This window comes from Caulobacter sp. Root1455, assembly GCF_001426905.1.
Lineage (GTDB): Bacteria > Pseudomonadota > Alphaproteobacteria > Caulobacterales > Caulobacteraceae > Caulobacter.
Map to the genome: position 1 here is coordinate 56,552 of NZ_LMFQ01000025.1, position 25,663 is coordinate 82,214.

The 25,663-nt window shown below is 67.2% G+C and carries 21 protein-coding genes and 1 tRNA gene; 18 read left to right on the plus strand and 4 right to left on the minus strand.

The window, feature by feature from the left end:
- Positions 1-9 precede the first annotated feature (9 nt).
- The 13 genes from ASD21_RS21490 (at position 10) to ASD21_RS23665 (ending at position 12,342) form a co-directional block, all read left to right on the plus strand.
- Positions 10-414, plus strand: a complete 405-nt coding sequence (locus tag ASD21_RS21490) for a CopG family transcriptional regulator (RefSeq protein WP_056446404.1) — start codon at positions 10-12, stop codon at positions 412-414.
- Positions 411-1,418 carry a P-type conjugative transfer ATPase TrbB gene (trbB, locus tag ASD21_RS21495; RefSeq protein WP_056446407.1) on the plus strand — a complete coding sequence of 336 codons (1,008 nt, stop codon included), beginning with the start codon at positions 411-413 and terminating at the stop codon, positions 1,416-1,418. The genes ASD21_RS21490 and trbB overlap by 4 nt, the downstream gene beginning before the upstream one ends.
- Positions 1,415-1,753 carry a TrbC/VirB2 family protein gene (locus ASD21_RS21500; RefSeq protein WP_082554896.1) on the plus strand — a complete coding sequence of 113 codons (339 nt, stop codon included), beginning with the start codon at positions 1,415-1,417 and terminating at the stop codon, positions 1,751-1,753. The genes trbB and ASD21_RS21500 overlap by 4 nt, the downstream gene beginning before the upstream one ends.
- Positions 1,750-2,049, plus strand: a complete 300-nt coding sequence (locus ASD21_RS21505) for a VirB3 family type IV secretion system protein (protein WP_056446410.1) — start codon at positions 1,750-1,752, stop codon at positions 2,047-2,049. Before ASD21_RS21500 ends, ASD21_RS21505 begins: the two co-directional genes overlap by 4 nt.
- Complete coding sequence (gene trbE, locus ASD21_RS21510) at positions 2,043-4,484, plus strand: conjugal transfer protein TrbE (protein WP_056446413.1); 2,442 nt, start codon at positions 2,043-2,045, stop codon at positions 4,482-4,484. Before ASD21_RS21505 ends, trbE begins: the two co-directional genes overlap by 7 nt.
- A complete protein-coding gene (gene trbJ, locus ASD21_RS21515) occupies positions 4,481-5,209 on the plus strand; it encodes a P-type conjugative transfer protein TrbJ (protein WP_056446416.1) in 729 nt (242 codons plus the stop codon). The genes trbE and trbJ overlap by 4 nt, the downstream gene beginning before the upstream one ends.
- Positions 5,210-5,243: 34 nt before the next feature.
- Complete coding sequence (gene trbL / locus ASD21_RS21520; protein WP_082554897.1) at positions 5,244-6,587, plus strand: P-type conjugative transfer protein TrbL; 1,344 nt, start codon at positions 5,244-5,246, stop codon at positions 6,585-6,587.
- A 3-nt stretch (positions 6,588-6,590) separates the two neighbouring features.
- Entirely contained in the window at positions 6,591-7,400 is an 810-nt protein-coding gene (gene trbF / locus ASD21_RS21525) for a conjugal transfer protein TrbF (RefSeq protein ID WP_056446419.1), read from the plus strand.
- Entirely contained in the window at positions 7,397-8,380 is a 984-nt protein-coding gene (gene trbG / locus ASD21_RS21530) for a P-type conjugative transfer protein TrbG (protein WP_056446421.1), read from the plus strand. The genes trbF and trbG overlap by 4 nt, the downstream gene beginning before the upstream one ends.
- Positions 8,377-9,639: a TrbI/VirB10 family protein gene (locus ASD21_RS21535; RefSeq protein ID WP_082554898.1), complete on the plus strand. Its 1,263-nt coding sequence runs from the start codon at positions 8,377-8,379 to the stop codon at positions 9,637-9,639. The genes trbG and ASD21_RS21535 overlap by 4 nt, the downstream gene beginning before the upstream one ends.
- Positions 9,640-9,643: 4 nt before the next feature.
- Positions 9,644-9,922, plus strand: a complete 279-nt coding sequence (locus ASD21_RS21540; protein ID WP_056446424.1) for a DUF2274 domain-containing protein — start codon at positions 9,644-9,646, stop codon at positions 9,920-9,922.
- Positions 9,919-10,329: a DUF736 domain-containing protein gene (locus tag ASD21_RS21545; RefSeq protein ID WP_082554899.1), complete on the plus strand. Its 411-nt coding sequence runs from the start codon at positions 9,919-9,921 to the stop codon at positions 10,327-10,329. Before ASD21_RS21540 ends, ASD21_RS21545 begins: the two co-directional genes overlap by 4 nt.
- A 450-nt stretch (positions 10,330-10,779) precedes the next feature.
- A complete protein-coding gene (locus ASD21_RS23665) occupies positions 10,780-12,342 on the plus strand; it encodes a recombinase family protein (RefSeq protein ID WP_235524941.1) in 1,563 nt (520 codons plus the stop codon).
- Here ASD21_RS23665 and ASD21_RS21560 read toward each other — a convergent pair.
- The 3 genes from ASD21_RS21560 to ASD21_RS21570 all read right to left on the minus strand — a co-directional run bounded on the left by ASD21_RS21560 (position 12,328) and on the right by ASD21_RS21570 (position 15,958).
- Positions 12,328-12,402: transfer RNA gene (locus tag ASD21_RS21560), tRNA-Asn, on the minus strand. The genes ASD21_RS23665 and ASD21_RS21560 overlap by 15 nt on opposite strands.
- 218 nt (positions 12,403-12,620) lie before the next feature.
- Complete coding sequence (locus ASD21_RS21565; RefSeq protein ID WP_056446433.1) at positions 12,621-14,873, minus strand: beta-glucosidase; 2,253 nt, start codon at positions 14,871-14,873, stop codon at positions 12,621-12,623.
- Between the two features lie 62 nt (positions 14,874-14,935).
- Positions 14,936-15,958: a LacI family DNA-binding transcriptional regulator gene (locus ASD21_RS21570; protein WP_056446436.1), complete on the minus strand. Its 1,023-nt coding sequence runs from the start codon at positions 15,956-15,958 to the stop codon at positions 14,936-14,938.
- Between the two features lie 680 nt (positions 15,959-16,638).
- On the opposite strand from ASD21_RS21570, the gene ASD21_RS21575 reads away from it, so the two are divergent.
- From ASD21_RS21575 to ASD21_RS21585, 3 genes are all read left to right on the plus strand, one after another.
- Positions 16,639-19,704 (plus strand): TonB-dependent receptor, encoded by a 3,066-nt coding sequence (locus ASD21_RS21575; protein WP_056446439.1) that lies wholly within the window; start codon positions 16,639-16,641, stop codon positions 19,702-19,704.
- Between the two features lie 151 nt (positions 19,705-19,855).
- Complete coding sequence (locus ASD21_RS21580) at positions 19,856-21,394, plus strand: tryptophan halogenase family protein (RefSeq protein WP_056446442.1); 1,539 nt, start codon at positions 19,856-19,858, stop codon at positions 21,392-21,394.
- 10 nt (positions 21,395-21,404) lie between these two features.
- Positions 21,405-22,919 (plus strand): tryptophan halogenase family protein, encoded by a 1,515-nt coding sequence (locus tag ASD21_RS21585; protein ID WP_056446445.1) that lies wholly within the window; start codon positions 21,405-21,407, stop codon positions 22,917-22,919.
- An 18-nt stretch (positions 22,920-22,937) separates the two neighbouring features.
- Here ASD21_RS21585 and ASD21_RS21590 read toward each other — a convergent pair whose 3' ends face one another.
- A complete protein-coding gene (locus tag ASD21_RS21590) occupies positions 22,938-23,348 on the minus strand; it encodes a hypothetical protein (protein WP_156390776.1) in 411 nt (136 codons plus the stop codon).
- A 212-nt stretch (positions 23,349-23,560) separates the two neighbouring features.
- On the opposite strand from ASD21_RS21590, the gene ASD21_RS21595 reads away from it, so the two are divergent.
- Complete coding sequence (locus tag ASD21_RS21595; protein WP_056446451.1) at positions 23,561-24,940, plus strand: DUF6880 family protein; 1,380 nt, start codon at positions 23,561-23,563, stop codon at positions 24,938-24,940.
- A gap of 90 nt (positions 24,941-25,030) precedes the next feature.
- Positions 25,031-25,603, plus strand: a complete 573-nt coding sequence (locus ASD21_RS21600) for a protein-L-isoaspartate O-methyltransferase family protein (protein ID WP_056446452.1) — start codon at positions 25,031-25,033, stop codon at positions 25,601-25,603.
- Positions 25,604-25,663 lie beyond the last annotated feature (60 nt).

Consider the following 25,663-nt stretch of genomic DNA (forward strand, 5'->3'; position numbering starts at 1 on the left):
GGCGGCGACATGAAGCCCCGCCATCACCTTTATCTCGACGACGCCCTGACCGAGGCGCTCGACCGCCTGGGCGGCAAGCCGGGAACCTCCAAGTCGGCGATCGTGGCCGACGCCCTGCGCGCCTATCTGGACCGTCGCGCGGCCAGCGAGATGGACACGCTGTTCAAGGTGCGGCTGGACCGGATGAGCCGCCAACTGAACCGGCTCGAGCGCGACCAGAAGGTCCTGCTCGAGAGCCTGGCCTTGTTCGTCCGCTACCAACTGACCGTCACCGCGCCGCTGCCCGAGGCCGACAAGGCCGCCCAGGCCGTGGGACGCGAGCGCTTCCAGCGCTTTGTCGACCAGGTCGGCCGGCAGCTGGCCAGCGGCCACGCGACCCTGGACGTCGACGGGGACGGGGAGGGCGCGCGATGAGCCTCATTCAGCCCGAGACCTTCGAGCGCCGCCGCACCATGCTGCGCACCGCCATGGGGCCGGCCATCCAGGCGGCCCTGGTCGATCCGGCCGTCGTCGAGGTGATGGTCAATCCCGACGGCGCCCTGCGTCTGGACCGGCTGGGCGAGGGCCGGGTCGACACCGGGGTGGTGCTGGCCCCGGCCGAGGTCGAGCGGATCATCCGCCTGGTCGCCAGCCACGTCCGCGCCGAAGTCCACGCCGGCGCCCCGATCGTCAGCGGCGACCTGCCGCCCCGCGACGGCGCGCTGACGGGCGAGCGCTTCGAAGGCGTCCTGCCGCCGGTGTCGGCCGGTCCGTGCTTTTCGATCAGGAAGCCGGCGAGCCGGATCCACACCCTGGACGACTATGTGGCCGACGGGGTCCTGGCCCCGGTCCAGGCCGACCTCCTTCGTCAGGCGATCGTCGACCGCCTCAACATCGTGATCGTTGGCGCGACCTCGGCGGGCAAGACGACCCTGGCCAATGCCTTGTTGGCGGAGATCGCGCGCCAGGACGAGCGGGTCGTCATCTTGCAGGACGTGCCCGAGCTGCAATGCGCCGCGCCCGATTGCGTGGCGCTGCGCACACGGCCCGGCGTCGTCAGCATGGCCGATCTGGTGCGCTCGACCCTGAGATTGCGGCCTGACCGAATCGTCGTGGGCGAGGTGCGCGGCGGCGAGGCGCTCGATCTTCTCAAGGCCTGGAACACCGGCCACCCGGGCGGCCTGTCGACGATCCACGCCAATTCGGCGCGCTCGGCCCTCTATCGGCTGGAGCAACTCGTCCAGGAGAGCGTCATGGCCGTGCCGCGCCGGCTTATCGCCGAGGCGGTCGATCTCCTGGTCTTCATACGTGGTCGGGGAACCGGCCGACGTGTCGAGAGCCTCGCCCGGGTCACGGGCCTCGACTCCGCCGGCGACTACGTCGTCGCCGATCTCGACCCTCCTCAGCTCAAAGCTCTAAGGCACGGAGAAATAAAATGAATGACCGCGCGACTTCATGCGCGCCGCGCGACCTGCGCCCGCTGCTTCTCACCCTCACCCTGACCTTGCTGGTCAGCGTCCAGGCCCAGGCGGCCGGATCCGGCATGCCCTGGGAGGAGCCTCTCCAGCAGGTGCTGGAGTCCGTCCAGGGGCCTGTCGCCAAGATCGTCGCGGTGCTTGTGATCATCAGCACCGGCCTCGCCCTGGCGTTTGGCGAGACCTCGGGCGGCTTTCGCAAGCTGATCCAGATCGTCTTTGGGCTCAGCATCGCGTTCGCGGCCTCCAGCTTCTTCCTGTCGTTCTTCAGCTTCGGCGGCGGAGCGCTGGTCGCGTGACGGGTCCAGCCACCCCTTCGAATGTCGGGACGCCCGGCTCCGGTGTCGCCGGTTTCGACATCCCGCTGCATCGGGCGCTGACCGCGCCGATCCTCCTGGGCGGCGCGCCCCGGGCGATCGCCATCCTCAACGGCACCCTGGCCGGGGCGCTTGGCCTTGGCCTCCAGCAATGGATCCCCGGGCTGGTGGTGTGGGTGATCGGCCATAGCCTGGCGGTGTTCGCCGCCAAGCGGGACCCGCAGTTCGCCCCGGTCCTGATGCGTCACCTTCGCCAGAAGGGGTGGCTGCGATGCTGAACCTGCGCGAATATCGCGACAGCGCCGACCGCCTGGCCGACCACGTCCCCTGGGCCGCCCTGGTCGCTCCTGGCGTCGTGCTCAACAAGGACGGCGGCTTCCAGCGGACCTTCCGCTTTCGTGGCCCCGACCTGGAAAGCGCGACGGACGCCGAACTCGTCGCCGTCTGCGCGCGGGCCAACAACGCCTTGCGCAGACTGGGCAGCGGATGGGCCCTGTTCTTCGACGCCGAGCGCGCGCCGGCCCTGGGCTACCCCGACAGCGCCTTTCCCGATGCTGCGTCCTGGCTGGTCGACGAGGAGCGGCGTGGCGGTTTCGACGGCCGCCGGGGCGAGCTCTTCGAGAGCCGCTGTCACCTGACCTTCTTCTACCTGCCGCCCGCCGACCAGGTCAGCCGGGCCGAGCGGATGCTGATCGAGCGTGAAACCGGCCAGACGGGGCGAGACTGGCGCCAGGAGCTTGCGGCCTTCGTCGCCCAGACCGATCGGATCCTCGATCTGCTGGCCGGCTTCATGCCGCAGATCCGGCCGCTCGATGATGTCGAAACCCTGACCTTCCTGCACGCGGCGGTGTCGGCCAAGCGCCATCGCGTCGCCGTGCCGCCAACGCCGATGTACCTGGACGGTCTTCTGGTCGACACGCCGCTGAGCGGCGGCATGGAGCCCCGTTTGGGCGAGCGGCGCCTGCGCACGCTGACGGTGCTGGGCTTTCCAAACACCACGCGGCCAGGGCTGCTGGACGCCCTCAATCATCAAGGGTTCGCCTATCGCTGGTCCACGCGGTTCATCGCCTTGGACAAGCCCGCGGCCGCCAAGGCCCTGGGGCGGATCCGCCGCCAATGGTTCAACAAGCGCAAGTCGGTCGTGCAGATCCTGCGCGAGGTCATCAGCAACGAGCCCGCGCCGCTGACCGACAGCGACGCCGACAACCAGTTGGCCGACGCGGACCTGGCGCTGCAGGAACTGGGCGGCGACCACGTCGCCTTCGGCTTCCTGACCACCACCATCACCGTGGTCGACGCCGATCGCGACGCGGCCGAGGAGAAGGTTCGTCAGGTCGAACGCGTCCTGGGCGGGCTCGGGTTCACCTGCATTCGCGAGCAGGTCAACGCGGTGGAGTCCTGGCTCGGATCGCTCCCCGGTCAGGTCTACGCCAATGTCCGCCAGCCGCTGGTTCACACCCTGAACCTGGCCCACCTGATGCCGTTGTCGGCGGTGTGGGCCGGGCAGGCGGGCAATCCGCACCTGAAGGGACCGGCGACCTTCTACGCCGTCACCAGCGGCTCCACGCCCTTTCGCTATGCGACCCATGTCGACGACGTCGGTCACCAACTGCTCGCCGGCCCGACCGGCGCGGGCAAGTCGGTGCTGCTGGCGCTGCTGGCGCTGCAGTTTCGGCGCTACGACGAGGCCCAGGTCTATGTGTTCGACAAGCGCTTTTCCTCGCGCGCGGCGGTGCTGGCCATGGGCGGTCGCCATCACGGCCTGGCGGCCGACGCGGGCCTGGCCTTCCAGCCTCTTCGGCGCATCGACCAGCCGGGCGAGCGCGCCTGGGCCATCGACTGGCTGGGCGATCTGCTGGCCGGCGAGAACCTGGTGGTCACGCCCCAGACCAAGGAGGCGCTGTGGTCGGCCCTGGGGAGCCTGGCCAGCGCCCCGGCCGCCGAACGGACCCTGACAGGGCTCTCGATGCTCCTGCAGTCCAACGCCCTGAAGGCGGCCCTTGCGCCCTACACGCTGGACGGGCCGTTTGGGCGCCTGCTGGATGCGGCGGAAGACGGCCTGGATCTCAGCGACGTCCAGTGCTTCGAGACCGAGACGCTGATCAAGACGCCTTCGGTGGTCGCACCGGTCCTGACCTATCTCTTCCATCGCCTGGAGGCGCGGTTCGATGGCCGCCCGACCCTGCTGGTGCTCGACGAGGCCTGGAAGTTCCTCGACACCCCGTTGTTCGCCGCCCGGATCCGCGAATGGCTCAAGGATCTGCGCAAACGCAATGTCGCGGTGGTCTTCGCCACCCAGTCGCTGGCCGACATCACCGACAGCCCCATCGCGCCGGCCATCATCGACGGCTGCCCGCAACGTGTATTCCTGGCCAACGACCGGGCGATCGAGCCGCTGTCGCGCAAGGCCTATGCCGGCTTTGGGCTCAACGACCGGCAGATCGAGCTGATCGCCCGGGCCACCCCCAAGCGCCACTACTATTTGCAGTCCCGCCTAGGCAACCGCCTGTTCGAGCTCGGCCTTGGCCCCGTGGCGCTGGCCCTGTGCGGCGCTTCGGATCCCGCGGTCCAGACCCTGATCGACAAGGTGCTCGCCGATCATGGCCAGGCCGACTTCGCGGCGGGCTTCCTCGCCGCTCGCGGCCTGCCTTGGGCCGCGTCGCTGATCGCCGATTTCGTCCCCCCTCAAACCCACAAGGAGTCCGCGCCATGACCCGGCGTCCCTTGGCGACGTGTGTCTGCGTCGCCGCTCTTGTTGTCGCGCCCCTGACGGCTTCGGTCTCGCCGGCCGCCGCCCAGATTACGGTTTTCGATCCGGCCAACTACACCCAGAACGCGTTGGCGGCGGCGCGCGCCCTGCAGCAGGTCAATGGCCAGATCCAGGCCCTGCAAAACCAGGCGGCCATGCTGCAGAACATGGCCCGTCAGTTGAAGTCTCTCGACTACAGCTCGCTCGACGCCATCAAGTCCAATCTGCAGAGGATCGACGCCCTGATGGCTCGGTCCGAAGGCATGGCGTTCGACCTGACGTCCACGCAGTCGGTGTTGGACACCGCCTTTCCATCGACGCTGGACGCGGGCGCCACCACCCGCCAGCGGGCCGACCTGGCCCGCACCCAGGCGCGACTGGCGATGGACGGCTACCGAAAATCGCTCAAAATCCAGGCTCAGGTCGTCCAGAACGTCCAGGCCGACGGCGACCTGATCAGCGCCTTGATCGGCCGGAGCCAGGCCGCGAGCGGGCAGCTGCAGGCGCAACAGGCGGCCAACCAGCTGCAGGCTCTGGCCATCAAGCAGGACCAGCAACTGCAGACCCTGATCGCCGCCCAGGCCCGGGCCGACGCGCTCGAACGGGCGCGCCAGGCCCAAGTGCTGGACGCTGGGCGACTGGCCACCCGCCAGTTCATCGGCTCGGCCTTGGCCTACTCGCCCCATTAGCCCCGCCGCAACGCTTTAGCCAAAGGCCGCTCCCGTGGACGTCGCGCCCGATCTCAACATCATCGACCGCATGATGGCGGCCTATGCCGCCCTGATCGACAGCGGCTTTGGCCTTCTCGGTCCCAAGGTCCGTAACCTTTCCTCGATCCTGATCGCGCTGGACGTCACCCTGGCGGCGCTCTGGTGGACCCTGGAAGGCGACGACAACATCCTGGGTCGCCTGATCAAGAAGGTGCTCTATGTCGGCGCCTTCGTTTTCATCCTGAACAACTTCGCCTCGCTCAGCGGGATCATCTTCCGCTCGTTCGCCGATCTTGGCGTCACGGCCGGCGGGGGCGGCATCTCGACTGCGGACCTGCTTCGGCCCGGAAAGCTGGCCGGGGTCGGCTTCACCGCCGCCCATCCGCTGATCGACAAGGCCAGCGACCTGATGGGCTTTCCGGAGTTCTTCGCCAACGCCCTGACCATCTTCATCCTGCTGCTGGCCTGGGTGTTGGTGGTGCTGGCCTTCTTCGTCATGTCGATCCAGATGCTGGTCACGGTTCTGGAGTTCAAGCTGACGAGCCTGGCCGGGTTTGCGCTGGTGCCGTTCGCCTTCTGGAACAAGTCCAGCTTCCTGGCCGAGCGCGTGCTGGGCAACGTCATCTCCAGCGGCGTGAAAGTCATGGTGCTGGCGGTGATCGTCGGCATCGGCAACACCTTTTTCGACACCTTCCTGTCGACCCTTGGGCCCGATCCCGACCTATCAGCGGCCATGACGCTGCTGCTGAGCGCTCTGACGCTCGCGGGCCTTTCGATCTTTGGGCCAGGGATCGCCGCGGGCCTGGTGTCTGGTGCGCCGCAGCTTGGCGCGGGCGCGGCGGTTGGCGCCGCCGCTGGCGCGGCCATGCTCGGTGGCGGCGCGGCGATGCTCGGCGCCAAGGCGGCGGGGATCGCCGGGGCCGGCGGCCTGGCGGCGGTTCGCGCCGGCGCCGCGCTGGGCTCGGGAGCCAGCGCGGCCTATCAACTTCGCCAGGCCACGTCCGGCGCGTCAGGCCTGCAAGGCGTGGCTGCCGGGCTCGGCGGCGTCGGTCGCGCCATGGGTGGAGCGGCGATGGCGGGGATGCGCGACGTCGTCGGACGCGCCGGCGACGCCCTTCAGTCCAGCGCCCAGAGCGGTCGCGCGGCCGCGTGGCGGGCGACGGGCGGCGCAAGTCCGGTCTCCGGCGGGCCGAGCCCCGGCGGCGCGCCTGGCGCGAGCGATATGCCCCCGCCTTGGGCTCGCGATCTTCACGTCAACCGGTCGCCGAGCCTGGGTCACCACGCGGCCATCCAGACCCTCAAGGACGGCGATCGCCCCGGCGCGCCGGCCAACCCAGACCTCAGCCAGGAGGACTAAGTAGTGCTCTTCAAGCGAAGCCCTCAGCGTTACGGGCGAACGCCGCCCCCTGAAACGCCCTATCAGGTCGCCGGCCAACTGTGGGACGAGCGGATCGGTTCCGCCCGGGTCCAGGCGTACAACTGGCGCCTGGCGTTCTTTGGAGCGCTCACCCTCAGCTGTGGTTTGGCCGGCGGCGTGATGATGCTGGCCTTGCAGAGCAAGATCACCCCCTACGTCGTCGAGGTCGATCGGCTGGGCGAGGTTCGTGCGGTCGGTCCCGCCGAGCAGAACTATCAGCCTTCCGATGCTCAGGTCGCCCGCGAGCTGCGCCAGTTCATCGTCAATGTCCGCTCATTGTCCTCGGATGGCGTGGTGGTCCGCCAGCGTTGGAACCAGGCCTATGACTACGCCACCAAGACCGGACAAGCCTTCCTGGACAGCTACGCGCGCGCCAATGAACCGCTGGCCGGCTTTGGCGAGAAGACCGTCCTGGTCCAGCCCACCAGCGTGGTGCGCGCGACCTCGACTTCGTTTCAGGTCCGCTGGACCGAGCAGACCTTCGAGCGCGGAGCCCTGGCCAAGACCGAGCGCTGGACCGCCATCCTGACGCTCAAGCGACAAGCGCCGAAGACCAGGGGCCAGCTCGAGCAAAATCCCCTTGGCCTCTACGTCGATGGTGTCGACTGGGCCCAGGAGGCCGACAGCGCCGCGGCCACGCCCAGGGCCTCGGACACGCTCGCCCCGCCGCCCGCCGTGGTCGTCGCGCCGCCGCCAGCCACCGCGCCTGCGCCCCCATCACCCCTCTCGGCTCAGGGAGAAATCCAGCCATGATCGCCAAGATTCTCATCCCGCTCGTCTGTTCGACGGCCCTGGGCGCCTGCGCTCACGATAAGGCGCCGCCGCCGGCCATCCAGTATGACCCGGCCAGCTTCGTGGCGGCGAAGGTCGAAGCGGAGCCGCTCAGGCCCGTCCAGATCGTCGAAATTCCCAAGCCCTTGCCTTTGCCCGGCCAACTGCTGCCGCCGCCCAGCGTCCGTGGCGACGCCGGAACGCCGCGCGCGCGGGTCGATACCGCCAATCGCGCCGCTACCCAGGAGCCCAGCACGGCGGGCTACATCAACGCCATCCAGGTCTATCCCTGGAGCGAAGGGGCGCTCTATCGGCTCTACACGGCGCCCGAGCGGATTAGCGATGTCGCGCTCGAACCCGGGGAACAACTGGTCGCTGTCTCCGCCGGGGACACAGTGCGCTGGGTGATCGGCGACACCACGAGCGGGGCGGGCGAGACGCGTCAGGTCCATGTCCTGGTCAAGCCCTTCGCCGCGGGCCTTTCCACCAACATGGTCATCACCACCGACCGTCGGGCCTACCATCTGGCGCTGGCCAGCACCGACGCCACCGCCATGGCGGCGGTGTCCTGGAGCTATCCTCAAGACCGATTGATCGCGCTCAAGCTCCAGAATGCGCAGGCCGAAGCGGCCGCGCCGGTCGCCGATCGCGTGGCGGTGGACGCGATCCAGTTCCGGTACGCCATCAGCGGCGACAATCCGCCCTGGCGGCCGGTGCGCGCCTGGGACGACGGCGCCAAGGTCTATATCGAGTTTCCCGCCCGTCTCGACCAAGGCGAGGCGCCGCCGCTGTTCGTCGTCGGCCCGCTCGGCGAAAGTCAGCTGGTCAACTACCGGGTGAGGGGCTCCCACTACATCGTCGATCGGCTGTTTGGCGTCGCCGAACTGCGTCTGGGCCAGAACCCCCAGCAAGTCGTGCGGATCAGCCGATCTGACGACCCGGCCAAGGCGCAGCGGCCATGATCGGAGAGGGCCATGACGCCCCGAGCGCTGGCGGCGACCCGGGACAGGGCGCCGACGTCAAGGCTGCGGCCGACACCTTGCGCTTGAGGGCAAGGACCCGCCCGGTCGTTCGCTTTCGGCGTGGATTGCTGATCGGCGCGGCGGCCGTCGGCGCGGTCGGTCTCACCGCCTTCGCCTGGCTGGCGCTCAGTCCTCGGGCGATCCGTCTGGCCGGACCGGCGCAGGAGCCGGCCGCGGACGATCGCCGAGCGCCGGCCAATGCGGTCGCGTCCTTGCCCAGCGACTACACAGCCCAGCGGACGGTCCCGATGCTTGGGCCGCCTCTGCCGGGCGATCTTGGCCATGCGGTCGTCGATCAGGAACGCCGGCGTCTCAGTGAGGGGAGCGGTGCGGAGCAGGCCGAGCGGTCAGCGGCCCAGCAGGCGGCGGAGGCCGAGCGCCAAAGGCTGGCCGCGCAGACCAAGCAGGCGCGCGAGGCCGGCGTGATGATCCAGACCGCATCGCCGTCGTCGCTGGCGAGCACGGCGCCCGCCGCGCCCGTCCAGCTTTCGGCGCCGGGCGTTACCGGCTTTCCCGCGGAGGCCCCAGCCTCGGTCGATGATCCCAACCGTCAGCAACAGAAGGCGGCGTTCCTGGAGCGGACGCCGTCGGCTGGGCCGAGCGCCGACCGGCTGGCGCCGCCGGCCTCGCCCTACGCCGTAATGGCCGGCAGCGTGATCGCCGCCAGCCTGATCACGGGCCTCAATTCGGACCTGCCAGGCCTGGTGACCGCCCAGGTCACCGAGAATGTGTTCGACAGCGTCAGTGGGCGGTTTCTTTTGATCCCCCAGGGTTCGAGGCTGATCGGCAGCTATGACAGCGTGGTGGTGTTTGGGCAGAGCAGGGCGCTCGTCGTCTGGCAGCGGCTGATTCTGCCCAATGGCGCATCGATCGTCCTGGACAACCTGCCGGCCACCGACGCGGGCGGCTATGCGGGCCTGTCGGACAAGGTCGATTTTCATACCTGGCGACTGCTCAAGGGCGTGGCGATGTCGACCCTGCTGGGCGTCGGGACCGAGCTTAGCCTCGGTGGGGATGAGAGCGATCTTGTTCGCGCCATTCGCCAGTCCACCCAGCAAAGCTCGGCCCAGGCCGGCCAGCAGATCGTCTCCAAGCAACTGGACGTGCAGCCGACCCTGCAGGTCCGCCCTGGGTGGCCGCTACGGCTCGTCGTCCACAAAGATCTCATCCTGCGCCCCTGGCCCGACTCAAGGAGGTAGCCCCGTGAAGCTCGCGAAACTTCCCGACAGGAACCCAGTCCGGCTGACCATCAGCGTGATGCCGGAGCTCAACGCCGCATTGAACGCCTATGCCCAGGCCTACCAGGCCGCCTACGGCGAGCCGGCCGCGGTCGCCGACCTGATCCCCTTCATGCTGGAGGGCTACCTCGAGAGCGATCGCGATTTCGCCAAGGCTCGCAAGTCGCACCCGGGATCCGGCGCCCCAGACGCTGCGCAGGCGCGTGGGGCGTCGAAGGCCATGGCCGGGAAGGGCGCGTCATGAACCGGTTGGTGATTGGTGTCTTCCGCCTAGCGAAGGATGGTGGATGGGAGGGCGAGATTCGCAGCCTCCTGATGAACCTCAAGGTGCGGCTGGCGCCGAATGACGATCGGTCAAACGACAACGCTCCAGCGTTCCATGTCATGACGGGACAGGTTCGCATCGGCGAAGCTTGGGAGGGGCGCTGGGGCGCCCAACGCTCCCACGTCTTCTATCGGGTCAGCCTCGACGATCCGTTTCTCCCTGGACCGCTTTCAGCGGCGCTATTCCCTCGCGAGGAGGGCGACGCCGCCCAACTGGTCTGGATGCGGCCCAAGGAGGGGGGATCGGACGACCGTTCCGGCCCGATGATCACCTCCTCATCCGATCTCCGGAACCGCGAGGAGAGCGATGTCGGCGGGCCGGGCTGATGGGGGGCGTCGGGCCAGGGCGGGCGTCGTCTGGACGACAAGGTCGCCAGTTCTCAGAGGAGTTGGTCAAGGACGCCCAGCGATTGTTTGAGGCCCGATGCGGACGGCCCGTCACGCCTGATCAAGCGCGAGTCATGTTGGGGGCTCTGACTGAGTTCGCTCAAATTCTCAGTAGAGAAGGGTGTGCATTCTCTCCTGCGCGAACCGATAGTATTTTTAAAAATGACGATGGTTCTTTGAGCGGTAATTGCATCAATGAAAGGAAGTAGTCATCGCACGATAATCTGTCTTTGATGCGCGGTGAGGCCCGGAATATCGCGTCTGGAAGCGTTCGATTATTGATTGAGACTCGCGCTTTGGTAAGATTCCCGGGTTGGTTAGGCGAGGGCGCCTCGCTGTGCGCGCGCTCTGACCTTGTCCGTCCCGAACGAAAAGTGCAGGAGCGCTCGCGTGGCGAAATCATCCAGGATCTGGCGTTCGCCGCAGCCGGAGCGGCCGACCCGTCAGCGCGCCGTCATCTACGCGCGCGTCTCCTCCAAGGAGCAGGAGCGCGAAGGCTTCTCTATCCCCGCCCAACTCAAGCTTCTCAAGGACTATGCCGACGTCAACGGCGTAACGGTTGTCGCAGAGCACGTCGACGTCGAGACCGCCAAACAAAGCGGCCGCACGAATTTCTCCGAGATGCTGGCGTTCCTCAGGAAGCACCCGACAGTCCGGATCCTCCTCGTCGAGAAGACCGATCGCCTCTACCGCAACCTCAAGGACTGGGTGACGGTCGACGAACTCGGCGTCGAAATCCATCTGGTGAAGGAGGGCGTCGTCCTGTCGAACGATTCGCGTTCGTCCGAGAAGTTCATGCACGGCATCAAGGTGCTGATGGCGAAGAACTATATCGACAACCTGTCGGAGGAGACCCGAAAGGGCATGATCGAAAAGGCCGAGCAGGGGCTCTGGCCGTCGTTCGCCCCTATCGGCTACCTTAACGTCGAGGGGGCGTCCGGCAAGAAGGTGATCGCTGTTGATCCCCACCTTGGTCCTTTGGTGGAGCGGCTCTTCGGCTGGTACGCCACAGGTCAGTTTTCCCTGAAGGAAGTCGCCGCCAAGGCGCGGCGAGCCGGGCTGTCCTATCGCAAGAGCGGAACGGGCGTGGGGATCAGCACCGTGCATACGATCCTGCGCAATCGGATCTACACGGGAGCCTTCGAATGGCTCGGGAAGACCTACAAGGGCTCACATGACGCCTTGGTTTCGGAGGACTTGTGGTTCGCCGTTCAGGACGTCCTGGACAATCGCAGCGCCTCCAAGGTGAGGGGCAGCCGCCACGACTTTGCCTTCACCGGTATGCTGACCTGCGGTCACTGCGGCTGCGCCATGGTCGGCGAGCTGAAAAAGAAGAAGTACATCTACTACCACTGCACCGGATTTAAGGGAAAATGCGGCGAGCCCTATGTCCGTGAAGAGGTCCTTGAAGAGCGGTTCGCGGGTCTCCTCGCTGAGCTGCGCTTCGACGATGAGGTCTTCGAGCTCGTGCAACGAGCGCTGAAGGAGAGCTTCGGCGACGAGGTGCGTGAGCGCGCCGCGGCGGTCCAGCGGCTTCAGGCAGAGGCCGAGAGGCTTCGAAAGCGTATCGAGGCCATGTACGTCGACAAGCTGGACGGAACGGTCGACAGCGGCTTCTTCGATCGCATGGCCGCCCAGTGGCGGGATGAGCAAGCTCGATGCATGAAGGACATCGAACGGCACAACCGAGCCGACGATTCCTACATGGACAGCGGAGTGGCTCTGCTGCGTTTGGCCCAGGATGCGCATCGGATATTCGAGGCGAAGGGTCCTGATGAAAAACGAACTCTTCTAAATTTCGTATTCTCGAACTGCTCGTGGGCCAACGGCGAGCTGTCAGTGGATTTCCGACAACCATTTGATCTGTTGAGGGAAACGAACCTAAGTCCGGATACGAAAAATCCGGCCGAAGGGCCGGATTTCTCTCAAAACCGGAGGTGGCTCCGCGGGTAGGATTCGAACCTACGACCAGCCGGTTAACAGCCGGCTGCTCTACCACTGAGCTACCGCGGAACAGGTCGCCTCAGGAAGAGGCCGGGTGATAGCCGCCGATTTGACTCGGTGCAAGCGCATTCGGACAAAAAAACAGCCCGGCTTGCGGCCGGGCTGTGGAAAGTCAGTGATGGTGGGGTGTCTTCAAGAAAGACCAGTCGAAATTGGGTCTTTATGGTTAATCAGGCCTTAATTTCGACTGCGACCAATTGGCTCCCGAGGGCTTGCTCGGCCTTTGTTCAGGGCTTCATCAGGCCGACCGGCAAGGTTCGGGCGGCCACGGCGACATCGGTCTTGGCGGCCGTGTCGCGCGACGAGGCGCCCAGGATGACGGTGTAGTCGCCGGCCGCGACCGACCAGCCGTGGGCCTGCGCGTTCCAGGTGGCCAGCAGGCGGGGATCGACGGTCAGGCTTACCTTGGTGGTCGCGCCGGGCGCCAGCTCGACCTTCTTGAAGGCCGCCAGACGCTGGGGCGCTTCCCAGCCGCCGGACTTCGGCAAGACATAGACCTGGGGCACGGCCTTGCCGGTCCGTTTGCCCGTGTTCTTGACGTCGAAGCTGATGGTCAGGGCGCCGTCCTTGGTTTCGGCCTTGAGGTTGTCGTAGGCGAAGGTCGTGTAGGACAGGCCGTGGCCGAAGGCGAACAGCGGCTGGTGGCCCTCCTTGTCGAACCACTTGTAGCCGACCGCCGCGCCTTCGATGCTGTAGTCGACCGCGAACAGGTCGTCGGGCTTCTTGGGGTCGCCGTCCAGCGTCGGGCGGGGCAGCTGGCCGAGGGCCGCGGGGAAGGTGACGGGCAGGCGGCCCGAGGCGTCGACCTCGCCGGTCAGCACGCGGGCGATGGCCTCGCCGCCTTCCGAGCCCGGATACCAGGCCTCGACCACGCCGCCGACCTTGGAGAGCCACGGCATCAGCACCGGGCCGCCGGTCTCAAGCACCACCACCGTCTTGGCGTTGGCGGTCGCGACGGCGTCGATCAGGGCGTCCTGGTTGTTTTCCAGCGTCAGCGGGCTGTCGAACGACTCGCCGTTCCACTGGGTGGCGAACACCAGCACCACGTCGCTGTCGGCCGCCAGCTTGGCGGCGGCGGCCTTGTCCGTGCCGTCGTTGAAGCGGATGTCGGCGCCCGGCAGGCGGGCCTTCAGCGCCTTCAGGGGCGAGGACGGGAAGTAGATCATCGGACCGGGCCAGCTGGCGGGACCTTCGCCCGTCACCGCGCGGCCGCCGATCGGATAAACCTGCGAGGAGCCGCCGCCCGACAGCACGCCCACGTCGGCGTGGCCGCCGATCACGGCGATCTTCTTGGCCGAGGCCAGCAGGGGCAGCAGCCCCTTGTCGTTCTTCAACAGGACGACCCCTTCCTCGGCGTCGGCGCGCGTGACCTTGGCGTGGGCGGCGTAGTCAATCGTCGTGATCTTCACCGGCCTTTCGACCACGCCGCTGGCGAACAGGCCGCGCAGGATGCGGCGGGCCATGTCGTCGATCCGGGCCTGGCTGACCTCGCCCTTGGCCAGGGCGTCCTTCAGCGGACCCCGGAAGAAGGTCTGCTTGTCGAAGGCCTCGCCGGCCGACTCCTGGTCGAGGCCGGCGTTGATCGCCTTGGCGCCGGAGTGCACCGCGCCCCAGTCGGACATCACGTAGTTCTTGTAGCCCCAGTCCTGCTTGAGCACCGTGTTGAGCAGGAACTGGTTCTCGCAGGCGTAATCGCCGTTCACCCGGTTGTAGGAACACATCACCGAGTGCGGGTCGGAGTCTTCGATCGCGAACTGGAAGGCCAGCAGGTCGGAGGTGCGGGCGTCGGCCTCGCCGATCTTGGCGTCCAGCACGAAGCGGCCGGTCTCCTGGCCGTTCAGGGCGTAGTGCTTGATGGTCGAGACGATGGCGTTGGACTGGATGCCCTTGATCTGGGCCCCGACCATCTTGCCGGCCAGCCAGGGGTCTTCGCCGCCGTATTCGAAGTTGCGGCCGTTGCGCGGCTCGCGGACCAGGTTGATCCCGCCCGCCAGCATGACGTTGAAGCCGGAGTCGCGGGCTTCGGAGCCGATCATCGCGCCGCCGGCCTGGGCCAGTTCGGGGTTCCAGGTGGCGGTGGTGGCCATGCCGGAGGGCAGGGAGGTGCGCTCGCGCTTCTTGGGCTCGCCGCCCTGGGTGGCCACGCCGACGCCGGCGTCGGTCTGGAACTGGGCCGGGATGCCCAGGCGCTCGATCCCCGGCACGTAGCCGGCCGAACCGGGCAGGGCATCGGCGACGCGCTTGTACTTGGTTCCCATGTCGGCGCCGAAGAAGCCGAAGATGATCGTCAGCTTCTCGTCCTGGGTCATGGCCTTGACCGCCAGGTCGGCGCGCGTGTCGGCGTCGAGTTTGGGGTCCAGCCACGGACGGGCGGCCGGGGTCGCGGCGGGCGCCTGGGCCTGGGCGCAGGAGGCCATGGCGCTTACGGACGCGCCGAGCATGAGGGCCAGGGCAAGGCCCCGCCAGGTCTGTCGGTTCATAATACCTCCCACTCTATTGTTGGCGCGGACGAGAGTTCGCCGACGCGGATAGGACTGCGGATCTAGCCAGCGCGGACCGGGCCGGTGGATTCTCGGATCACCAGGCTGTGCTGGGTCAGGATCGTGGCCGCCGACTTGCCGAGCGCCGCGTTGGCGTTCCAGGCGTTGAGGGCGGTGATGGCCCGCTGGGTCATCTGGTCGAAAGGCTGGCGTATGGTGGTCAGGGAGGGCCAGATCGCGGCGGCGATCGGCGCGTCGTCGAAGCCCACCACCGACAGGTCGTCGGGCAGTTTCAGACCCCGCCGCTGGGCCTCCATGCAGGTGGCGGCGGCCATGTCGTCATTGGCCGCGAAGATGGCGGTCGGCGGATTGTCCATGTCCAGCAGGGTCTGGGCGCCGACCAGGCCGCCCTTGAAGCTGAAGTCGCCGGGGACGATCAGGGCCGGGTCCGGGCGCGGCTTGCCGGCGGCGGCGTAGGCTTCGTTGAAGCCGTTGCGGCGCAGGGTGCTGGCGGCGTGGTCGGGGTGGCCGGCGATGTGACCGATTCGTTCGTGCCCCAGGCTGAACAGGTGCTCGACCACTTCACGGGCGGCCGCGCGGTCGTCCATGACGATGCTGGGCGAGTGGGAGTCGGGGCTGGTCGGCGAGATCAGCACGCAGCGCACGCCGTGCTCGCGCAGCAGGGCCTTCAAGGGCGCGAAGTCGCATTCAGGCGGCAGCAGCACCATTTCGCGGACGCCGCCCTCGGTCACGAAGGCGCGGATGCGATCCTGCCAGCCGCTCATGTCGCCGTCGACCAGCTCGGCCGACAGGTGGCGTCCGTTCTGCAGGCAGGCGACCATCAGGGCGTGGTGGACGCGGGTTTGGTACCCGCCGCTGGGGTCGCCCATCAGGATGCCGACCGCCGGAGCGGATTGCGAGCGAAGGACGCGAGCCACGGTGTTGGGGTGGTAGTCGAGGGCCCGCATGGCGTCTTGAACCCGTTCGCGGGTCTTGGCGGTGACGCTCTCGTGGTCGTTCAGGACGCGCGAGACGGTCTTCGGCGACACGCCCGCTCGCAGCGCCACATCGTGGATCGTCGCCATGACCTTGTCGCACCCAACACTTGATAGTCGCGCGGTTCGCTCGCTCACGCAGATCGCCGCCGCCCCGTTCCGCAAGCCATAGCCCAGCCCGACAACGATGTCATGGGGCAGGACAGAATTTTGTCCTATTGAGACAAAATGGGACCGGTACCAAGTCAATTTGAGACAAAACAGTCGGGCGAAACCAGTGTGCCGCGAGGGAGACAGCTCGCGGGAAACGTTCGGACCTGCCCCAAAAGCTGCTTGAGAACTTTGCCGGAATCCGTCCCCGCGGCCCGGGCGAGTCCACGTTGTGTGGTAAAAATATCCTGTGAAATCAGATGATTATAATTATGTTGCCACATGTGCGCTGCTATTCGCCGCAGGTCGATGCGCGCCTTTTCGCGAAGGCGCGTCCGAAAATGACAACGTTGACATTCTGGTTGACACAGACAGGACATTTATCGATCTTGTGGACACGGCTGGGGACGGCGTGAGCCAGCGTATGCGTCGAGGGGCGCAGGGGCCGCCAAAAGACTTTCACTTGAAGCGGGCTCGCCGGGCAGGCCGGGGGCTCAGCGTCAGGCGATCGCGAAGACAGCCCGCGTCGAAATCGGCGTGGGTCGAGAACGGCCATAAAAACTATTAGGGGAGCGAAGACCTTGTCCAATCCACGAAACCAGTCCGCGTTGGCCCGGGGCATGACCCTGGCGCTGCTGGCGGGCGCCTCGTCCATGGCCCTGGCCACGGGCGCCCACGCCCAGGCGACGCCGGACGCGCCCTCTCAAGTCGATGAAATCGTCGTCACCGGCATCCGCGGCTCGCAGATGCGCTCGGTCGACGTCAAGCGGCGCGAAGCCTCGATCGTCGACGCGATTTCGGCGGAAGACATCGGCAAGCTGCCCGACACCACCATCGCCGACTCGCTGCAACGCATTCCCGGCGTGCAGATCCGGCGTGACGCCGGCGAAGGCGCGACGATCAACATTCGCGGCCTGGCCCAGGTCATCACCCTGCTGAACGGCGAACAGTATCTCAGCGCCGGCAACATGGGCTCGGCCCAGCCGAACCTGCTGGACGTGCCCGCCCAACTGATGAACTCGGTGGTGGTCTACAAGTCGACCGATCCGACCAACGCCCTGTCGGGCATCAGCGGCACCGTCGACCTGCGCACCCGCCGTCCGTTCCAGATGGAGCAAGGGCTGCACTTCGCCGGCGGCCTGGAAGCTCAGCGCGGCGAGCGCACCGAGGACAACGACTACCTGGTCAACGGCCTGGTCAGCTGGCGCAATGACCGCGTCGGCCTGATGGTCGCCGCCACGAAAAGCGAGGCGAACCTCGGCAACAACTCGTCGGGCGTCGTCGGCCTGTCGGGCAACAACGACTGGGGCGGCTCGGCCGCCAACAACTTCATCTCGCCGCACGGCTTCGAAAGCTTCCACCGCGAGGTCGAGCGCAAGCGCCTGGGCGTCAACGTGGCCTTCGAGGCCGATCTGGGCGAAGGCTTCACCCTGATCGCCGAGGGCTTCTACGCCAAGCTCGACGAATACAACCGCGCCGCCGGCATCAACATCTCCAACCGCTGGGACGGCGGCGCCTTCGGCGTCTGGACCACCCCGACCGTGTTCGAGAACACCGGACAGAAGAGCACTGGCAACGGTCGTCCGTGGTTGGCGGTCGACGAGTACGACATCAACGCCTGGTGGGTGAACAGCTTCTCGGTGAACCGCACCACCAAGTCGGAGACCAAGAACTACAACCTCGAACTGAAGTACGACAACGGCGGTCCGTTCACGAGCGAAGTGCGGGCCGTGCGGGCCAACGGCAACCGCCTGAGCATGAACGGCCAAGCCCAGGGCGACCTGAGCAACTGGCAGTACGCTCCGGACCGCTTCAACCTGTTCCGCAACGCCGCCGACCGCACGCGGGGGCCGTTCTACCCGGCCGCCATCTGCTCCCAGTATCCGGCTTCGCAGCGTAGCAACGCTGTCGTCGGCAGCGCCGGCGGCTGCTACCTGAACCCGAACCCAGCGGGCTACGGCGCCAATCCGCAGCTGCACTACAACATCGGCGGCAACAAGGCGATCTGGAGCGGCTTCGACCGCCCGCTGGTCGGTGGCCTGGGCGCGAACAAGACGCTCAAGGACTACATGGCCAACAAGGACAGCTACGCGATCGGCGCGTTCTCCTCGGAAGGCAACAACGAGGTCGACTCGGACATGAACGTGTTCAGCGCGGCTGGACACTACAAGTTCGACGACAAGCTCCTGGGCTTCGTGACCAAGATCGACGCCGGCGTCCGCCAGAGCGACCGTACGGTCAACGTGGAAGCCTTCCACCTGTTCTCGCCGTTCTACGGCGGCACGCCGGGGGCCGTTCAGGCCAACGGCACGCCGGTGCCGGCCGCGGGCTGTTTCGCCCAGTGGAAGGCCATCGACGTCGTCATGGACCAGAATCAATGCCAGGCCGGCGAATTCGTGCCCAACCCGGCCGGCGGCGCTCCGGTTTTCCAAGGCTACACCGTCAACCGTCCGACCAAGATCGACGCCTACAACAACGTCATCTGGATGGACGATCTGGGCTCCATCACCCAGGGCATCCCGGGTTTCTGGGTCGTCGATCCGCATGACTTCGACGACGTCAAATCGTTCCAGGAGAAGGTGTTCGGCGCGGCGGTCCGCTATCAGATCCCCGGCGTGACCTATGACGTTACCTTGAAGGAGCAGAGCGCCTACGGTTCGGCCAACTTCGAGATCGGCAATCTGACGGGCGACGTCGGTCTTCGCGTCATCCAGACGCACCTGCTGGTGAAGCAGAACCTGACCGGCGACACCCAGAACTACGGCGACACCAACCTGGACGTCGGTGATACCGTCACCAGCCGCAAGTACACCGACTGGCTGCCGTCGTTGAACGCCTCCTACGACGTCAACGAGCACCTGAAGCTGCGCTTCGCCTACGCCAAGACGATGCAGCCTCTGGATCTGCAGAACTATGGCGGCGGTCTCAGCATCGCCACCGCCGACTGCGGCACCAAGCCGGGCCGCTGCGTGACGGGCGCCAGCGCATCGGGCAACCCGCAACTGGATCCGTGGCGTTCCACGAACTTCGACGGCGCGGTCGAGTACTACTTCGGCGGCGCGTCGATGGTGAACCTGTCGGTGTTCAAGCTGAAGATCGACAGCTTCGTCACCGGCGGCACGACCCGCGGCACCTTCAAGGATCAGGACGGCACGCCGCGCGAAGTGAACGTCAACCAGCCCATCCAGGGCGACGGCGGTTCGGTCAAGGGTCTGGAAGCCGGCACCAAGCTGGCGTTCAGCGATCTGCTGACCGACGGCGGCTTCTTCTCGAACTTCGGTGTCGACGCCAACGCCACCTACTCGCCCAGCTCGGAGTCGCGTCTCGGCCTGGACGGCAAGAAACTGCCGTTCACCGACAACTCCAAGTACCAGTACAACCTCGTGGGTTGGTACCAGGACGACAAGTGGCAGGCTCGTGTGGCCTACAACTATCGGACCGATCGTTTGAGCAGCGTCACCGGAAGCTCCGGCGATAACCTGGCGGTGTTCCAGGACGCCACCGGCTTCGTCGACGTGAACGTCAGCTACAACGTTCGTGACAACGTCACGGTCTACTTCAACGGCTCGAACGTGAGCGGCGAGATCGAGAATTACTATGTGCGGTTCGCCGACGGTAAGACTCAGTACTTCAGCCAGAACGAGTTCGAACCGCGCTACACCCTCGGCGTCCGCGCCAAGTGGTGATCTAGCCTAATCCTTCCCTGCGGGCCGCCGTGACCCCTGTCACGGCGGCTTCTTTTTTTGAGCGGGGCGGCTAGCATCGAGGCCAAGACGGGCGTGTTGAAAGCCCGCGACGAGAAGCCGTGAAGCGCTTCGAGCAAGGGTAGGAGCGACCATGCAGGACAGCGCGCACGAGGGACGTATCCGCGACATCGTCATCGTCGGGGGCGGCACGGCGGGCTGGATGGCGGCCGCCAGCCTGAGGCGTCATTTCGGCGCCGCGCCGGTCAACATCACCCTGATCGAGTCCTCCGAGATCGGCACGATCGGGGTGGGCGAGGCGACGATCCCGACCATTCGCCGCTTTTATCAATCAATGGGTCTGTCCGACATCGACGTGCTGCGGGCGACAGGCGGCACCTGCAAGCTGGGCATCCGCTTCAACGACTGGCTGACGCCGGGCTCTTCGTTCATCCACCCCTTCGGCCTGTACGGCCAGGATCTGAAGGGCGTGTCGTTCCACCACTACTGGATGCGCCTGCGGGCCCTGGGCGAGGCCGCCCCGATCGGCGAATACTCGCTGGGCGCCAGCCTGGCCGCCGGCGGCAAATTCACCACCCCCTCGCGCAATCCGCCCTCGACCCTGTCGGTGTTCGACTGGGCCCTGCATTTCGACGCCAGCCTGTTCGCCCGGCTGATGCGCCAGGTCGCCGAGCAGAACGGCGTCAAGCGCATCGACGCCAAGATCGTCGAGGTCAATCTGCGCGCCGGGGACGGCTTCATCGAGTCCGTGTCGCTCGACACCGGGGCCACCGTCCCTGGCGACCTGTTCATCGATTGCTCGGGCTTCCGCGGCCTGCTGATCGAGGAGGCCCTGCACACCGGCTACGAGGACTGGAGTCAGTGGCTGCTGTGCGACAGCGCCATGGCCGTGCAGAGCGAAGGCAAGGGCGATCCGCCGCCCTATACCGACGTCACCGCCCGTGAGGCCGGCTGGCAGTGGCGGATCCCGCTGCAGCACCGCTGGGGCAACGGCTATGTCTATTCCAGCCGCCACACCTCCGACGAGGAGGCGAGGGCGGTGCTGACCGGTTCGCTGGACGAACGTTTGCTGCACGAGCCGCGCAAGATCGGCTTCCATCCGGGCCGGCGCCTGAAGGCCTGGAACAAGAACTGCATCGCGCTCGGCCTGGCCTCGGGCTTTCTTGAGCCGCTGGAGAGCACCAGCATCGCCCTGATCGAGACCGGCATCGAGAAGATCAAGTCGCTGTTCCCCAACCGCGACTTCGATCCGGCGGTGGTCGAGGAATTCAACGAGATGTCGCGCCTGGAGATGGAGCGCGTGCGCGACTTCATCATCCTGCACTACAAGCTCAACCAGAGGACCGACGACCCGACCGGCTTCTGGACCCACTGCCGTGAGATGTCGGTCCCCGACTCCCTCCAGAAGAAGATGGACCTGTGGCGCGTCCAAGGGCACTTCGTCCGCTATCGCTGGGAGATGTTCGCACCGCCCAGCTGGCTGGCGATCTATGCCGGCTTCGACCTGCTGCCGCGGACCTACGACCTCAGCGTCGACGGCTTCGACGCCGCTCAGCTCTCAGGCGCCCTGGCCGAAATGCGCAAGGCGGTGGCCGACACCGTCGCCGCCACCCGCGCCCACGGCGAATTCATTGAACAGTATGCCCGCCCCCAGTCGGTCGCGGCCGAGTAGGAACAGTCAGATGGCCCACCTGAACAAGATCGTCATCGTCGGCGGCGGCTCGGCCGGCTGGATCTGCGCGGCCATGCTCAGCCACTATTTCCAGAACGGACCGACGCAGGTCGAGCTGGTCGAGTCCGAGGAGATCGGCACGATCGGGGTGGGGGAATCGACCATCCCGCCGTTCCTCCAGCTGATCCGCACCTTGGGGATCAACGAGCAGGAATTCATTCAGGAAACCCAGGCCGCCTTCAAGCTGGGCATCCGGTTCGAGGACTGGCTGGAGAAGGGCGACGTCTACTATCACCCGTTCGGCCAGATCGGCGGTCCGCTGGAGGTCAACGAGTTCTATCAGTGCTGGCTGCGGGCCAAGCAGAACGGCCATCCGTCCGATCTGCAGGACTTCGCCCCGGCCACGGTGATGGCCAAGGCCGGAAAGTTCATGCTGCCGGCCAAGGCCCAGCGCACGATGATCGCCAACGCCAACTACGCCCTGCACGTCGATGCGAAGCTGGTGGCGCTGTACCTGCGCAAGTTCGCCGAGGCGCGCGGCGTCAAGCGCACCGAGGGCATCGTCACCGACGTGGCGACCCGCCCGGACGGCGGCGTTGCGAAGGTGATCATGAAGGACGGCCGCGAGGTGGCCGGGGACTTCTTCATCGACTGCTCGGGCTTCCGGGCCCTGCTGATCGGCAAGACCCTGGGCGAGCCGTTCCGCGACTGGGGCGACGTGCTGCTGTGCGATCGGGCGATCGCCGCCCAGACCGAGAACGTCGGCGCGCCCCATCCCTACACCCTGGTCCAGGCCCAGGACTTCGGCTGGCGCTGGCGCATCCCGCTGCAGCACCGATCGGGCAACGGCTACGTCTACGCCAGCAAGTATCTCAGCGACGACGAGGCCACCGCCACGCTGCTTGGCCAGATCAAGGGCGAGGTCGTGCTGGGCCCGACGGTGATCCCGTTCAAGACCGGCGTGCGCGAGCGGCCGTGGGTCAAGAACGTGGTGTCGATCGGCCTGTCGTGCGGCTTCATCGAGCCGCTGGAATCCACGGCCCTGCACCTGATCTACAAGGGCATGGACTATCTGCTGCGGTTCATGCCCGACATGGACGCCGACCAGACCCTGGCGGCCGAGTACAACCGCCGCATGGTCGCCGACTACGAGGAGATCCGCGACTTCATCGTCCTGCACTATGTGACCACCCGGCGCGATGACACGCCGTTCTGGCGCGACTACCAGAAGGTCGATCCGCCGGAGAGCCTCAGGGAACGGATCGCCCTGTTCAAGGCGGCCGGGGTGCTGCGCGACGGGGTCGACGACATGTTCCGCGCCCCCAGCTGGCAGTCGGTGATGGAGGGCATGGGCGTGCGGCCCGACCGCTATCAGCAACTGGTCGACCGGATCCCGCTGAGCGTGATCATGAACCTGATGGACAAGTCCGCCCCCATGCTGGCCGACTTCGTGGCGACCCTGCCCAGCCATGAGGAGTTCCTGCGAACCCATTGCCCGGCCACGCCTTTTAAGCGCTCGGCATAGGGTCTTCAAGCGGAGAGCTCAGCGCCAGGTCTTGGCCTGGGTGATCGTGGCGGGCTCGGTCAGCAGCGCCTCCAGCGAGCGTCCGGCCAGCGTGCAGGTCGCGGTCTTGACGGCCCCGCCGCCGGTGATCTTGCAGGTCAGCGACTGGGCGAAGGTCGCCGCCATCAGGCGGTCGCGGTCGACGGGCAGGGCGGCCCAGGCGGGCGAGATCCGCAGGGGAATCCACCGGTCGGGCGTCGGGCCCTGGGCGATGCAGAGGGTGCGGCCGTCGATGACGTGCAGGACCGGCCCGCTGACGGTCTGGCCGGCGGCGGGCGCCGGGGCGCGGCAGGTCTGGGCTAGGGAGGTTTGGGCCAGGGCCGGCGCGCCGAGACACAGGGCGGCCAAGGCGACGGCCGCCGCTCCCGATCTCGCCCAACCCCTGGCCATGTGGATAAGTCCTCTGAACGGGGATTCAACACGGGCGGCGACTTCGCGTTCCCGGAGGAGCCCATTGAAACGACTGGCGTTTGTGATCTGTTGCCGGGATGACGCAGGCCGCGCGGACCCCAAGCCGGGCCGTCGTGCTAAAGCAGGCTCCGGGACGCGGCGACTCAGGCCTCGGGCGAACGGACACGGACGGGAGAACTCCACTGGCGACGGTGAAGCGTACGGGATCGCGAAAGACCCTGACGACGGCCAATCTGGCCGCCCTGGGGGCGGAGCGGCTGGCCGAACTGCTGATCGATGTCGCCGAGGGCCACGCCCAGATCAAGCGGCGGCTGCGCTTGGAGCTGGCGGGCGAGATCGGTCCCGAGGACCTGGCCGCCGAACTGGCCAAGCGCATCGACACCGTCGCCGACAGCCGGGTCCGCATCCACTGGCGCAAGCACAAGGAGTTCGTGCGCGAGCTCGACATGCAGCGGGCCCTGATCGCCGGGCGACTGGCCGAGCTGGACCCGACCCTGGCCTTGCCGACCATGCTGCGGTTCCTGGGCCTGGCCGAAGGCGTGTCCCATCGCTCCGCCGACGCCAAGGGCGAGATCGAGGCGGTGTTCGACTTAGGCGTCGACGACGTGGCGGCGATCGCGCCCCTAGCCTTGCCCGATCCGCGCGCGTTGGGCGACCAACTGCTGGACCTGCTGCTGCACGGCAAGGCGGGGCTGGGTCCCCGCGCGCTCAAGAACGCCTTGCCGGCGTTGGGCGCGCAGGGCGTGGCCAATCTGCGAGCGAGCGTCGAGACCACCATGGCCTCGCAGAAGCGGGTCAGCGGCGCGCTGAAGGCCGCCGTCCAGGTGCTGGCCGACGCGCAGGGCGACGTCGACGGCTACATCGCCCAGTTCACCGACTCCCAGGCGGTGCTGCCGCCGATCGGCGCGCAGATCGCCCGGCGGCTGACCGCGGCGGGGCGGCTGGACGAGGCCGTGGCGGCGCTGGACCGCTCGACGCCGGGATCGTTCGCCCAATTGGTCGGGACGGTGCTGGGACGTCCGACCTTGCCCGGTCCCGGCGCCCTGGACTGGGAGGACGCCTATATCGAAGTGCTGGAGGCGCGCGGGCAGGGCGTTCTGGCGCAGGACATGCGCTGGGTCAGTTTCGAGCGCGGCCTGTCGATCGAGCGGCTGCGCGACTTTCTCAAGCGGTTGCCCGATTTCGACGACGTCGAGGCCGAGGACAAGGCCCTGGCCCACGCCGAGGACTTCCACGATGCGCACGCCGCCCTCGACTTCCTGATCCGGTGGCCGGCCTGGGACCGTGCCGCGCGACTGGTGCTGCGCCGTTTCGGCGAGCTGGACGGGGACCGTCCCCAGCTGCTCGAGCCGGCGGCGCGGGCCATCGAGGGCCGCCACCCGCTGGCGGCCACGCTGCTGCTGCGGGCGATGATCCTGGACACCGCCCGCTACGCCCGCACGGCCCGCTACAAGGACGCCCAACAGCAGCTTCTGGAAGCCGCCTCGCTGGCCCCGGCCATCGCCGACTGGCAGGGCCACGAGGACGCCGACGCGTTCACCGCGCGGGTGGCGGGTTATCGGCGCTGGTAGAACCGCACGCCAGGGTCAAAGCCCTGATTGCCTAGACGGGAGCGGCGGACCTATAAGCGGGCTGAAAATTCCAGCCCTTCGAGGGAATCCATGAGCTCCGATTTCACGGCCGCGCGCCTGAACATGGTCGAAAGCCAGATCCGCACGGCCGACGTCACCGATCTGCCCCTGCAGGACGCCCTGCGCGTCGTGCCGCGCGAGACCTGCGTGCCCGCCGGCAAGGGCTATCTGGCCTATGCCGACGCCGACGTCGAATACGCCCCCGGCCGCTGGCTGCTGCGCCCGCGCGAGGTGGGCAAGCTGCTGCAGCACCTGCGTCCGCGCGAGGGCGACAAGGCCCTGGCCATCGCCGCGCCCTACGCCGCCGCCGTGCTCGAGAAGATGGGCCTGCAGGTCACCCGCCTGGACGGCGACGACCTGACCGCCGTGCCGGGCGCGGGTTATGACGTGATCATTTGCGAAGGCGCGGTGCCGCGGGCTCCGACCAGCTGGACCAAGGCCCTGGCCCAGGGCGGCCGCCTGGCGGTGATCGAGCGCGATGGCCCGGTCGGCCGCGCGGTGATCTACGTCCGGGCCGAGGACGGCGTGGGGCGTCGCGCGGTTTTCGACGCCACCCCGCCGATGCTGGCCGGTTTCGCCGTCGAACAGGGCTTTGCGTTCTGACGACTTCCAGTCCAGAAACAACGACGCAACGTCTGCGTGAAAAAAGCTTAACTAGCGGCC